Here is a 12,643-nt window from a genome sequence, read left to right on the forward strand (position 1 = left end):
GACTTATCTAGCTATAGCCTAATCATCCACTGCGGTGGTTGTATGCTAAATGATAAGGAAATAGAATCTAGAATGCTTATGGCCAAAAAAGCCAATATCCCATTTACAAATTATGGTACATCTATTGCTCATATGAATGGAATATTAAATAGAAGTATAAAACCTATTTATAAGGATTAGAACTTGTGGAACATTTTTGTTCCACTTTTCTTTTACTTGTAAATTCCAATTAATTATTCCATTATAACTTCATAAAAAATATTTGTAAAAGAAGATTATTTAAAAAAATAGTTATTTTCATCTTGTTATGATATAATCTAATTCGAAGGTGGGAGATATTATGGATTTAATTGCTGAGATTATTTTTGGAATTCTTGAGCTATTGGATTGTCTTGGACCAGTATGTTGTGAAATTGGTAAAATGGAAGCAAATCCAGAATCAAGAAAAAGAATTAAAATTTTTATACACATCCTTTTAGTTATACTTATAGCAGTATTAATAACAATTTCATTAGTTTATAGAAAAGGTATTTTTAGTATAGTTTCTGTATCTTATTTATGCTATGTTTCCTTATCTTATTATTTAATCTTTTTCTTTAGAGAAATAATGTATAGACCTAGGGTAATTCCTTATGTTTTATGGCCATTAAGAATATTAAAATATGCCTTTGCAATTGCATTAATTGTTATGGCAAATCTATTATTAACTAATCCTTATGCTAAGGGATGGTTAATTGGTGGTGCAAGTGTAGCATTATTCTTTTATGTATGTATAGATATCCATAGAATTGCAAGATTCTTTCAGGAGTAATAATCACTTATTGAATATATACAAAAATATGCTATACTATAAGTGTCTACGGAGACAACTTTAAGTTAAGAAAAGCGAAAAGGGATGACTGCAATCATCCCTTTTCTCATTAGCGAGGACAAAAGTTTAATGGTTTCTTATTGAATAAATATAAAAATATGCTATACTATAATTGTCTTGAGGGACAAGTAGAGTTAAGAAAACGAAAAGGGATGACTGCAATCATCCCTTTTCTCATTTTGGAAGAAACAACTTCAAGTTAAGATCCTATCTATCGATAGTTCTTCTTATTCATGATAATGAGTAATTCCATTATCACAATAAGAATTATTAGGTAATCCACCTAATACCTCCTAACTACCCGTTGTTTCCTCCGAGTAGAAGTTTAACATTCTGTTGTCTCCTCCTAAAATGAACCATAAAAATATGGCAATATAATCATACCATTTTTATAGTATGCATTCAATAATATATTGTAGATTTGTTGATTATTTATATTAAAAATGATATATTGTTAATATATGGAAGGATTTAATATGGAAAATAAATTTGGTGAAAAAATAAAAGAAATTAGAAAGAAAACAGGTTTAAATCAAGATGAGTTTGCAAAAGAATTAGGCTATACATCTAGATCTACAATTAATAAGATAGAAAAAGGCGTTAATGATATGAGCCAAGATAAGCTTGAATTATTAATTCGTAAGTTTGATGTTGATGTAAACGAGTTATTTGACTCTTTAGTAAAAGATTCTAGTTCTCCTATTATAGATGAAAAGGGAATCAGAAATATCAAAGTACCTGACCCCAATTATACATACCCTAAGGCTGGAATTTATAATATGAAAAATATAAAACCAACAATTACAAGGAGTAATATTATTGTTGGTGATTATTCCTATTATAGTGGTAAGGATTTTGAAGCAAGAGTAACTCATCATTATGAATTTTTAGGTGACAAATTAATTATTGGTAAGTTTTGTCAAATTGGTAATAATATTGAATTCATTATGAATGGAGCAAATCATCAAATGAATGCAGCAACTACATTTCCATTTTATGTAATGGATGGTTGGAAACAAGAGTCTCCCAAAATATCTGATTTACCATTTAAAGGGGATACTATCGTTGGTAATGATTGCTGGATTGGGCAAAATGTTACAGTTTTACCTGGAGTTCATATTGGTAATGGGGTAATTATAGGTGCTGATTCTGTTGTGACAAAAGATTTACCAGCATATTCTATATGTTGTGGTAATCCATGTAGAGTAAAGAAAATGAGATTTAGTGATGATATTATTAAAATCTTAGAAGAACTAAAATGGTGGGATAAAAGTGTAGATGAAATCCAAAAGATTATTCCTATCATTACAAAGGCAAATCCTACTAAAGAAGAATTAGAAGCATTATTAAAATAGGTGGTTGTATGGAAATAGAAGAATTAAATATGAGCTTAGAAGATAATGAGTGGCCTTTTGAATATACTTCTCATGATAGAACAATCGCTCGTGCGATTGTATATTTAGAGGATGATTTTTATTTTGTTAAGGTTGATAGAGATGATGATTTTGGTAAGGCATCCTATATCGAAACCTCTGGCGGAGGAGTAGATATAGATGAGGCATTAGATTTAGCAATAAAAAGAGAATTAAGTGAAGAATTAGGGGTAGAAGTAAATATCATATCTAAAATTGGTATTGTAAGTGATTATTACAATCAAATACATAGACATAATATTAATCATTATTTCTTATGCGAAATTAAATCCTTTGGGAATAAACATATGACAGAAGATGAAATTAATTTATGGCATTTATCTACTATTAAATTAAAATATGAAGAAGCTTTATCTTTATATGAAAAGAATAGAGATACTAAAATAGGTAGGCTCATCGCAAATAGAGAAGTTCCTGTATTAAAGAAAGCAAAAGAGATTTTAGATAATATGAAGTAAAATTGTGGAACTAGTTCCACTTTTTTTAATAATCGTGTTATAATAAATAAAAATACGATGGAGGAAAAAATAAAATATGCAATACAATCAGGAGTATACTTTTCAATTTAGAGATTTACCTAGAGGGAAGGATGAATTATTAAGAATTCCAGAAGCTTCTTTAGATAGTCCATTTAAAACTGCAGCTTTAGCATTACTTGTCCTTTGTACTTATAAGCTAAATAAAGAGGCTTGCTATGAAATGCTAAATGTATTAAGAGGACCAGAACCATTATCTGTAATGGATAAGCAATTCTTACATGACCGTTTAAATGGTAAAGAATATAAGCCATATTCCTTCTTTAGAGGAGCTAGTGTAGATAATGGCTATACACCAGGAGTACCTTATACAATTACAGTAAGACAAAATCCATATTCATTTACAGAAGAAAACTATGCAGTATTATGGGTAAAATCTGTTGGAGCTGATTCAGAGCGTGAAATTAAATTAAGAAAAAAGCCATCTACAGGACAGTGGTTTATTAGAGACTTTGTATGCCTTGCAGATATAAGAATTCCAAAGGCAGAAGATCCTTGGGCATAATTTATCGAATAAATGGTGAAAATTCACCATTTTTTCTTTTTTGATTAATAAAATAATGTTATAATGAAATATAAGATATTCATTTAAAATTATGAGTTATGAGGTGGTTTTGTGGAAGAAAAGCTATATTTAGAAGCTGAAAAGAAAGCCAATCTATTTAATATATATTTCATGGGAATTATGGCAATAATTTCCATTATTGCATTCATATTAAATGAAATAGGAGTATTTAATTTAAATAAGAGTATAGTTCGTATATCCTTATCCTGTGTAATTGTTTTTTTTCTTATTCCTGTTTTAGCTTATTTAATTGGTGAAAAAGCTTTAAAGAAGAATAATATATTAGAAAATAAACACTTCAAATGGTTTATTATTACCTCTGCCTTCTTTAGTATGTTAATACTATGTGTTGCCTTGTCTTTCCAGGCAGTATTAGTATTAGTATTTCCAACCTTGATGGCAGCCCAATATAAAAACCAAAAATTGATGACAATAATTATATTTATTGCATCGATGCTTATAATTATTTTATCTGTTTATGGTGCTTATTTATTTGGTATATATGATGCAAATTTATTAAAGCCATTAACGGAAGAAGAGGCTTCTATTTTTGAAAATAGAGTGAATATATTAAAAACGAATAGAGGCTGGATTATATTACTTCATTATGTAATTCCAAGAATGCTCATTGTAGCTGCAATTGATTATATAGGACTCGCCATTGCGAAAAGAAATACCTTCATGGTAAATGAACAAATTATATTAAGCAAACAGGTACAAGATGAAATCTTAGCTAGATCTTCTATGCAAAATGGAGTAATTATGCATTTGGCAGATATTATTGAATCTAGAGATTTAGAAACTGGGGAGCATATAAAAAGAACTAAGGAATATGTTTCTATATTAGTTAATGAAATGAAAAAGAAGGATAAATATAAGGATGTATTAACCGATAAGGTTTCTGAAATAATTATTAATGCTGCACCACTTCATGATATTGGTAAAATTGCTGTAAGTGATTTAATATTATGTAAAAAGGGGAAGCTTACAGATGAAGAATTTGAAAAAATGAAAATTCATACCGTTAAGGGTGGAGAAATCATTGATAATATATTAAATGATTTAGGCGATAAGGAATTCTTAGAGGTCGCATATGATATTGCAATATCCCACCATGAAAAGTGGAATGGGCTTGGATATCCTTATGGATTAAAGGAAGAAAATATTCCACTTTCTGGTAGAATCATGGCAATAGCCGATGTATATGATGCTCTAACATCAGAAAGATGCTATAAAAAGGCTATGCCTCCTTTAGAGGCAGTAGATATTATATTAAAAGATAGTGGTACTCATTTTGACCCAAGCATTGTAGAAGTATTTAATAATGTTAAAGATAAATTTATTTCTATCGCAAGTAGTAAAGAATAATACACTTGTTTCATTTAATTCATTTGTAATTGTTTATATTTTATTTTATAATGATATAGAGGTTATTACGATTTTTATAATAAATAAGGAAGGGCGATATTATGCAAACCTTACAAACAGTTTGGAACCAAATTAGAAATATACTTGGTTTCAGGAAGAATTCCAAATATGTTTCTAGGCATCTAAATGAGGCAAACATCAGAAGCTCTATTTATATGTGTGCTGTTGTGTTTGTAATTGAAGTTTGGATGATTATTAGAAGTACAAATAAATATGTCGTTCCAGCAATCAATGAAGGAAAGAACTGGTTTGATGCGATATTCAAAAATACATCATTATTCTGGTTATTTATAATTGCCTCTATTGCAATGATGATATTTGGCGTGTTCTATTTAAAAAAGAGTACTTCAAGGAAGTCTTATATTCTCCCATTTATATTTGGTGGATTATTGATTACATATTCTTTATTAATCATAAAAGAAATATCTCAATTTACTTCATGGGATAATTTAAACGACAGAATTAGTAATGAAGGCGTATTAGCATTCTATTTATTTGCCTTCTTACTTGGAGTATTTATCGTATTACATACCTTATATTTTATGAAGCATAAACAAAATAGCTATGGAATATCGATTGTAGTTGTTGTAATGTTTGCACTTATGTGTCTTGCCTTTGGTATAAAGGTTGGATATTCTGATTTCTTCTCAAAGTTTAAGCAGGGTAATGGACTTCCAAAGCCTAATAGTGATGGAGAATACGAAATCAAATCTATGCTATGCTTCTTAACTATGGTAATTTATGTTGGTTGCTTACTAATTTGGAAGCCATATATTTCTATTACTTTGCTAACCTCAATTTTCATGGTGTTCTATGCACTTTTAGATGTAAATAGAGCAAATAGAGTATTTGCAGATGGTGAAAAGGTTAATTATATTACCTTCTTAATTTCCTTAGTTGTAGTTACAGTAACGATTTATCAGCAGCGTGTAAGAGAAGGAGAAAAATCAGAATCCTTAGAGTATGCTGCAGAACATGATGAATTAACTGGTATTCATAATTTATATTATTTAGAAAATAAGGCTAAAGAAATTATGGCAAATCCACTAAAGGATATTAGTGGCTATACATTCTTATTTATAAATATTGAAAACTTTAAAACATTTAATGATCAAAAGGGCTTTGCAGAAGGTAATGTATTCTTAAAATCCTTTGCTAAGGAATTAGAAAGAATATTTGAAGGAGATGTTGTTGCAAGACAAGCCGATGACCACTTTGTGTGCTTGGCTTCCAATGATAATCTACATGAAAGATTAGCTGAATTAAATAAATTATTAAATTCAGGTATTTATGATATTTATTTAGAATTAAAGGTTGGAGGATATATTTCAACAAGAAATGATGAAGACCCAAGAAGAGCTATAGATAAGGCAAGATATGCCTCAGGCTTAATTCGTCATAAATATGGTATTTATTATAGTGAATATGATGAAGAAACACATAAGAAATACCATAAGAGACAATATATTGTTAATCATATTGATCAAGCTGTACAGGAAGGCTGGATTAGACCATATTATCAGCCAGTTGTATGGAGTGATACAAAAGAACTTTGTGGATGCGAAGCACTAGCCCGTTGGATTGACCCTAAATATGGCTTCCTATCTCCAGGTGATTTTATTCCTATCTTAGAAGAGCATAGATTAATTCATAAGCTTGATGTTGCAATCTTTGAAAGTGTATGCAAGGATTTAAGAAGCCATATGGATAGTGGTAAGCCATTTGTTCCGGTATCCTTAAATTTCTCTAGACTAGACTTTGAGCTTATGGATGCTGTTACTGTATTAAATGATTTAGTAACTAAATATAATGTTCCAAGAGACTATATCCATGTAGAGGTTACAGAAAGTGCCTTAACAGATAATATGGATATTCTAAAGCAATCCATGGACCGCTTCCATGAGCTTGGCTTTGCAATCTGGCTTGATGATTTTGGCTCTGGCTATTCCAGTTTAAATGTATTAAAGGATTATAGATTTGATGTATTAAAGATTGATATGAAATTCTTATCTAGCTTTGATACAAACCCTAAATCTAAGGATATCATTAAGAGTGTTGTAGATTTAGCTAAGAAGGTTGGAATGAAGACTCTAACTGAGGGTGTTGAAACAAAGGAACAAGCAGAATTCTTGAATGTAGTTGGCTGTGGTAGACTTCAAGGATACCTATTTGGTAAGCCACTACCTGTAGCGGATATTGATGATGGAATCGAAACTGGAAAATATACTGTTTCTAAGGCAATAATCTAAAAAAGAAGGCACAAGCCTTCTTTTGTTTAAAAATTATAATGTATTAAAGGATGTGGTATTCTTGGAAAAGAATAATGAATTATTTTTAAATTTATATAAAAAATTAGAATCTGTTTTATCCTGTACGGTTAAAGCTAGACCTCAGGATTCTCCTATTTGGGTATTCGAAAATCAATTAAAAAAATCCGAAGACCCTAAAAAGAAGGCAAGAAGTGAAAAATATTCTACTGTACGTCAAATGAGAAATATATTAGCTCATGATGAAATGGGTGATGACGAACCATTTACAGTAAATGATGATACTATAGAGTTTTTAGAATCAGAAATTAAAGCCTTAGAAGAACAAAAAAGAGCATTAGATGTATGTGTTCCTTTTTCAAGGCTTTTATATGCAACTAAAAATTCCTTAGTTACAGTTATCGCAACTAAGATGCTAGAAAAGGGAATTACAAATGTTCCTATTTTAAATGAGAAAAAGGTTATTGGTATGTTTAATGGTAAAGCATTCATTCATATTATGAAAAGTAGAAAGGGAGTTACTATTGATGAGCATACAAAAATGAAGGATATTAAGCAATTCCTATATCTAGATATGAATGATGGTATAAGATATGAATTTGTAGCTAAGGATACAAAATTAGATATTTTATCTCAAGCATTTAAAAGAACAAATAAGGGTAAAATAGAGCTTTTAATTGTAACAGATTCAGGAGATAAATATGAACCAGTCTTGGGTGTAATATCCCCACATGACATCTTAGAAAGAGGTTAAAACTTGACAATCTACTATTTATAGTGGATTGTCTTTTTTCTTTAAAAATGATTTTTAAATACACTCTATTATGATATAATATTTTTTGTTTGAAGGAGGGATGATGATGCAAAATGAAGAAAATAAAGATATAAGAAATATCCCTCTTATTTTAGATGAGGCTAATTATTTAAAAGACGAATCTAAAGAAATATATGATGATTTAAATGAAATATATGAAACAAATGAATGGAATCATTATAATGAATTTGATGGGTTTGATGTAAAAGCTAAATCAAAATCAAAAACAATAGGTATGGTAACAGGTGTAGGTATTTCATCCATAGGATTTTTAACCTTCTTTGTTGCGATTATATTTTCTATGATGATGAATAATTCCTTTACACCTACAGTTACTAACCCTAAAATAGAGGTAATCCATCGAAATACAATTAGTTATTCCTTTAGCTTTACAAACCCATATGGCATTAGTATGTATTGTGATATAGAAAATGAAAATAAAGAATCCTTAGCTAAAACAATAATACAGGGATATGGAACATTTAATGGTGAATTTGAAAATCTAGAGGCTGGTAGTTATACTTTAGTTGTATATTCGGCTCAATATGGCACAAAGGCTTATTATTATACATCAGATGTTATTAAGATATATTAATGGGGGATTATATGCAAGAAAAGAAAAAAGCACCTTCCAAAAAGAAGGTACGTGTACAAGAAAAGTTAATAGAAATACAAACAAAGGAAGCGAAAAGTAGAAGAAGAAAAAGAGCCTTCCGTAAGATTAGAGCTTGGGGTTTAGCAATAATAGGAATAGCTATTGTCATTCTTATTCTATTTTCTAAGAATATTTTTGGTAAAGATTTATTAAATAATGGAGAAGAAAATACATTTATTTCCTCTATTGGTGATTGGTTTTGCAAAACTACAACCTCTTGGATACATACAGGATTAACCATTATTTTAACATTACTAGCAATATTCTTACTTAAGGTAATAAGAAAAGGTGTTGGTATGAAAAATAAGAAGGTTGCAACCTTCATTTCTATCTCATTTTCCTTATTAAAATGGATTATTATCATTGTAGCCTTAATCCGTATTCTAATGGTATGGGGCGTAGATGTATTAACTATTTTAGCTGGTTTAGGTATTGTCGCATTAATCATAGGTTTAGGATGTCAATCCTTAATCTCTGATATTGTTGCAGGAATCTTCTTGGTAGTAGATAATGCATTTGAGGTTGGAGATATTGTAGTAATTGATGGCTTTAGAGGTAAAGTTAAAGAGATTGGCTTAAAATCTACCAAAATAGAAGATGTTGGTGGTAATGTTAAGCTAATTCAAAACTCCGATATCGCAACTGTAGTGAATTTAACTAATTCCTATAGTGTTGCAGTAAATGAAATTGGTATTGGCTATAATGAAAATATTAAAAAGGTAGAAGCTTTAGTTTCTGAAAATATGGATGAAATTGTATATGGTATTCATGGAATTATTAAAGGACCATTTTATAAGGGTGTATCTTCTATGTCAGATTCTTCTGTAATCTTAAGATTTGTTACTACCTGTCTAGAAGAAGATAGATTCCAAATTGAGCGTGAGCTTAATCGTAATTTCTTAATCTTCTTACATGATCATGATATTACAATTCCATTCCCACAAGTTACTGTAAATAAACCAGATCCAAATCACCTAAAGACAACAAAAACAGCGGAAAAGAAATCGGAAGAATTCTTAGATGGTCAAAGAAAAGAGTCTTTAGGAATAGAAGAAAACTAAGATGCGATATTGCATCTTTTTCTATTGGTAAACTCTTTCATAAATCCACTTTATGAATTTGTGCTAAAATTAATTAAGCGAGGTATTTTTATGGAATTAAAGGAAAAAACTAAAAAATATCTAAATAAGAAATGTCAAAGCTTAGATGGAAAGACAATTGTTCTTACAGGTGCAACCTCTGGTGTTGGCTTAAAAGCATTAGAAGAGCTTTTATTCTTAGGAGCAAATGTAATTATGGCTGTAAGAAATCAAGAAAAGGCAGAGGAGATAAAAAAGGAAATGCTATTTGAATTTCCAAATGCGAATATTCAAATCTATCCTTTAGATTTATCTAGCTTTGATTCAATTAAGAAATTTGCGGCAAGAATTAAAAGAAATAAAATTGATGTTTATGGCTTTGTTAATAATGCAGGAGTATTTAAAAGTGATAAGAACAAAACTATAGATGGCTATAATATGGTCATGGGTACAAACTATTTAGGTACTTATTTACTTATTGAAAGATTACTTCCATACCTGCAAACATTACCTCATGAGGTAAAGCTAATTAATACAACATCTATCTCTTATAAATGGGGTAAGATTAATTATAATGATTTCCTTTTTGACAAAAAGAAAAAAAGACCTCTTAAGGTCTATTCAAGAAGTAAGCTTTGTATAACAAAATATTCTATTTATATGGCAAATAAATTAATGGATAGTAATATAGTAACGATCATGACTCATCCAGGAATTGTAAAAACAAATCTTTTAATGGAAATGTTTAAGCCATGGTATATGAGAATATTTAAACCACTTGCGAATATATTCATGAAGCCTGAAAAGGGTGCATTATCTATACCTTATGCACTTACAAATAAAATTAGAAGTGGTAGCTTAATTGGACCTAATGGTCCATTTAAGGGCTGGGGTAAGCCAAAACTAAATAAGCTAAAGAAGAAGGCTTATAATGATATTGAAAGATTAATTGTTCATACGAAAGGTATTATTACAATAACAAATAAGGACATTTAAAAAACGCAGTTTGACTGCGTTTTTTCTTTATTCTAAATAGACTATTGCTTCATATGGAGATAAGGTAATATTTGTATTATTATATTCCTTATCATAATTCTTTAATAATACCTTATTAATACTATGAGGTAAATTATAAGCTATTTCCTTATCCTTCATATTTACTAAAACAATGATGGATTGATTATTATATTCTCTTTTAAATAAGAATATATCTTTATTATCTTCATCTATTGCAATAAATTTACCATAGACAAATGTATCCTTATAAAGTGGATTCTTTCTTAAGCGTATTAATTCTTTATAGAAGGATAGGATAGATTTTGGATCATTTTCTTCTACCTTAGCATTAACCTCTTTATAATCCTTATTGATTTTAAGCCAAGGCTTTGCCCCCTTGTTGAAGCCTGCATTAATACTATCATCCCATTGGAATGGAATTCTATTATTATCTCTAGCTTCCTTAAAGCATGCTTCCATGAAATCCTCATGAGTAATATCCTTTAAGGTTAAAACGAAATCCTTATATGCTCCATGAACCTCTACATCATCATAATCATCTAAAGAATCCATTCTTATATTAGTCATACCAATTTCTTGTCCTTGGTAAATATATGGAGTTCCCTTTTGTAAATAAACCATAGTGGCTATCGCTTTGGCAGATTCATTTTTATACTCAAGGCTACCAAAACGATTAATACATCTACCTAAGTCATGATTTTCTACAAATAATGCATTCCATGAGCAATCATTTAAACCATATTGATATTTAATCCATGTATCCTTACAGAATTTCATATCAATAGGCTTTGGTGTAAATTTACCATGCTTGGAATTATCATTTGTAGAAGAAGTACATTCAAATTGAAATACCATATTGAATTCATGTCTTTCTGGTAATGTGAAATCCTTTGCATCATCAAGTGAGCCCCAAGCCTCACCTACAGTGATAATGTCATAATTACCATAGCTTGTTCTATATAATTCCTGTACTCTTTCATGTAATTTTGGACCATATCCATAAATTCCATTATCTATTTGCTTTCCAATCATATGGATAACATCAAATCGAATTCCTCTTATACCCTTTTTCATCCAGAAATTAATTGCATTTTCAATTTCTTCCATAATCTTTGGATTATCAAAATTTAAATCTGGTTGTTCTTTAGCAAATTCATGGAAATAATATTGATTTAAGGATTCAACATATTCCCAAGCCTCTCCACCAAAGCAAGATCTATGCTCTGGATGTATGGGCTTATCTCTAAAAATAAAATAATCATGATATGGATTATCCTTAGATTTAATAGCTTCTTGGAACCATCTATGCTTATTCGAACAATGGTTTGCAACCATATCCATCATAATATAGATTTCTCTTTTTTTAGCCTCTTCAATTAATAAATCCATATCTGCCATAGTACCAAATAATGGATTGATATCACAATAATCAGCTATATCATAGCCATTATCTACCATTGGAGATGTAAAAAATGGGGTTAACCATAAAATATCTACACCTAAATTCTTTAAATAATCAAGCTTTTCAATGATTCCTTTAATATCTCCAATTCCATCATTATTGGAATCCTTGAAGCTTTTTGGATAAATCTGATAAACAAATTTATCATGCCACCATTTTCTTTCCATATACTCCTCCTCGTTTTACTAATATCATTTTAGCATGTTTATAAATTATTGTGAAAGAAAAATGGCATAACTTTTAGGATTTGTGATATAATCAACCTAAATTGAGTGAGTTTTTGGAGGATGTTTATGAAAAGTATTGGCTTAAAGAAGTTCTTTTTGTACATTACTGGATTCTTTTGTGGAATGAGTGTAATGGCAATAGAGCTTGGTGCATCAAGATTAATGGCACCATATTTTTCTTCTAGCCAGGTTGTATACACAATCATTATTGGTACAGTAATGATTGCGATGGCAATTGGTAATATCTTGGGTGGAAAGATGGCAGATAAATATAAAAACCCAGATTAAT

At 29.6% G+C, this 12,643-nt stretch carries 12 protein-coding genes and 2 pseudogenes; 13 read left to right on the forward strand and 1 reads right to left on the reverse strand.

Going from position 1 to position 12,643, the window contains the following annotated elements:
• The 12 genes and pseudogenes from EI71_RS05675 to EI71_RS05725 all read left to right on the forward strand — a co-directional run.
• Positions 1 to 180 (forward strand): annotated as a pseudogene (locus EI71_RS05675) ([FeFe] hydrogenase H-cluster maturation GTPase HydF); the annotation flags it as partial.
• A 160-nt stretch (positions 181 to 340) separates the two neighbouring features.
• Positions 341 to 811, forward strand: a complete 471-nt coding sequence (locus tag EI71_RS05680; protein ID WP_119016290.1) for a hypothetical protein — start codon at positions 341 to 343, stop codon at positions 809 to 811.
• A gap of 536 nt (positions 812 to 1,347) precedes the next feature.
• A pseudogene (locus EI71_RS10535) lies at positions 1,348 to 1,530 on the forward strand (helix-turn-helix transcriptional regulator); the annotation flags it as partial.
• Between the two features lie 120 nt (positions 1,531 to 1,650).
• Positions 1,651 to 2,226 carry a CatB-related O-acetyltransferase gene (locus EI71_RS05685; protein ID WP_425453577.1) on the forward strand — a complete coding sequence of 192 codons (576 nt, stop codon included), beginning with the start codon at positions 1,651 to 1,653 and terminating at the stop codon, positions 2,224 to 2,226.
• Positions 2,227 to 2,240: 14 nt separating this feature from the next.
• The gene (locus EI71_RS05690; RefSeq protein ID WP_162849814.1) at positions 2,241 to 2,762 is read left to right on the forward strand and encodes an NUDIX domain-containing protein; all 522 of its coding nucleotides are present in this window, start codon (positions 2,241 to 2,243) and stop codon (positions 2,760 to 2,762) included.
• Positions 2,763 to 2,838: 76 nt separating this feature from the next.
• Positions 2,839 to 3,345 carry a DUF6935 domain-containing protein gene (locus tag EI71_RS05695; protein ID WP_119016293.1) on the forward strand — a complete coding sequence of 169 codons (507 nt, stop codon included), beginning with the start codon at positions 2,839 to 2,841 and terminating at the stop codon, positions 3,343 to 3,345.
• Positions 3,346 to 3,456: 111 nt separating this feature from the next.
• Positions 3,457 to 4,773 (forward strand): HD-GYP domain-containing protein, encoded by a 1,317-nt coding sequence (locus tag EI71_RS05700; RefSeq protein ID WP_119016294.1) that lies wholly within the window; start codon positions 3,457 to 3,459, stop codon positions 4,771 to 4,773.
• Between the two features lie 101 nt (positions 4,774 to 4,874).
• Complete coding sequence (locus EI71_RS05705) at positions 4,875 to 7,082, forward strand: bifunctional diguanylate cyclase/phosphodiesterase (protein ID WP_119016295.1); 2,208 nt, start codon at positions 4,875 to 4,877, stop codon at positions 7,080 to 7,082.
• Between the two features lie 22 nt (positions 7,083 to 7,104).
• Entirely contained in the window at positions 7,105 to 7,854 is a 750-nt protein-coding gene (locus EI71_RS05710; protein ID WP_211321052.1) for a hypothetical protein, read from the forward strand.
• Positions 7,855 to 7,960: 106 nt separating this feature from the next.
• Positions 7,961 to 8,509, forward strand: coding sequence for a hypothetical protein (locus EI71_RS05715; protein ID WP_119016297.1), 549 nt, complete (start codon positions 7,961 to 7,963; stop codon positions 8,507 to 8,509).
• A gap of 11 nt (positions 8,510 to 8,520) precedes the next feature.
• Positions 8,521 to 9,630: a mechanosensitive ion channel family protein gene (locus tag EI71_RS05720; protein ID WP_162849805.1), complete on the forward strand. Its 1,110-nt coding sequence runs from the start codon at positions 8,521 to 8,523 to the stop codon at positions 9,628 to 9,630.
• A gap of 90 nt (positions 9,631 to 9,720) precedes the next feature.
• Positions 9,721 to 10,644 carry an SDR family NAD(P)-dependent oxidoreductase gene (locus EI71_RS05725; protein WP_119016299.1) on the forward strand — a complete coding sequence of 308 codons (924 nt, stop codon included), beginning with the start codon at positions 9,721 to 9,723 and terminating at the stop codon, positions 10,642 to 10,644.
• A 27-nt stretch (positions 10,645 to 10,671) separates the two neighbouring features.
• On the opposite strand, the gene EI71_RS05730 is transcribed toward EI71_RS05725, so the two are convergent.
• Positions 10,672 to 12,294 (reverse strand): glycoside hydrolase family 13 protein, encoded by a 1,623-nt coding sequence (locus EI71_RS05730; RefSeq protein ID WP_119016300.1) that lies wholly within the window; start codon positions 12,292 to 12,294, stop codon positions 10,672 to 10,674.
• A gap of 126 nt (positions 12,295 to 12,420) precedes the next feature.
• Between EI71_RS05730 and EI71_RS10360 the strand changes: the two genes are divergently transcribed.
• Positions 12,421 to 12,642, forward strand: a complete 222-nt coding sequence (locus EI71_RS10360) for a hypothetical protein (protein ID WP_211321053.1) — start codon at positions 12,421 to 12,423, stop codon at positions 12,640 to 12,642.
• Position 12,643: the final 1 nt, after the last annotated feature.

This window comes from Anaeroplasma bactoclasticum, assembly GCF_003550015.1.
Classification (GTDB): Bacteria; Bacillota_I; Bacilli_A; order Acholeplasmatales; family Anaeroplasmataceae; genus Anaeroplasma; species Anaeroplasma bactoclasticum.

Bases quoted from the DNA above. Each gene is read 5' to 3' on its own strand.
- EI71_RS05680 (WP_119016290.1), top strand. From the start codon at position 341: ATGGATTTAATTGCTGAGATTATTTTTGGAATTCTTGAGCTATTGGAT.
- EI71_RS05685 (WP_425453577.1), top strand. From the start codon at position 1,651: ATGAAAAATATAAAACCAACAATTACAAGGAGTAATATTATTGTTGGT.
- EI71_RS05695 (WP_119016293.1), top strand. From the start codon at position 2,839: ATGCAATACAATCAGGAGTATACTTTTCAATTTAGAGATTTACCTAGA.
- EI71_RS05705 (WP_119016295.1), top strand. From the start codon at position 4,875: ATGCAAACCTTACAAACAGTTTGGAACCAAATTAGAAATATACTTGGT.
- EI71_RS05715 (WP_119016297.1), top strand. From the start codon at position 7,961: ATGCAAAATGAAGAAAATAAAGATATAAGAAATATCCCTCTTATTTTA.
- EI71_RS05720 (WP_162849805.1), top strand. From the start codon at position 8,521: ATGCAAGAAAAGAAAAAAGCACCTTCCAAAAAGAAGGTACGTGTACAA.
- EI71_RS05725 (WP_119016299.1), top strand. From the start codon at position 9,721: ATGGAATTAAAGGAAAAAACTAAAAAATATCTAAATAAGAAATGTCAA.
- EI71_RS05730 (WP_119016300.1), bottom strand. From the start codon at position 12,294: ATGGAAAGAAAATGGTGGCATGATAAATTTGTTTATCAGATTTATCCA.
- EI71_RS10360 (WP_211321053.1), top strand. From the start codon at position 12,421: ATGAAAAGTATTGGCTTAAAGAAGTTCTTTTTGTACATTACTGGATTC.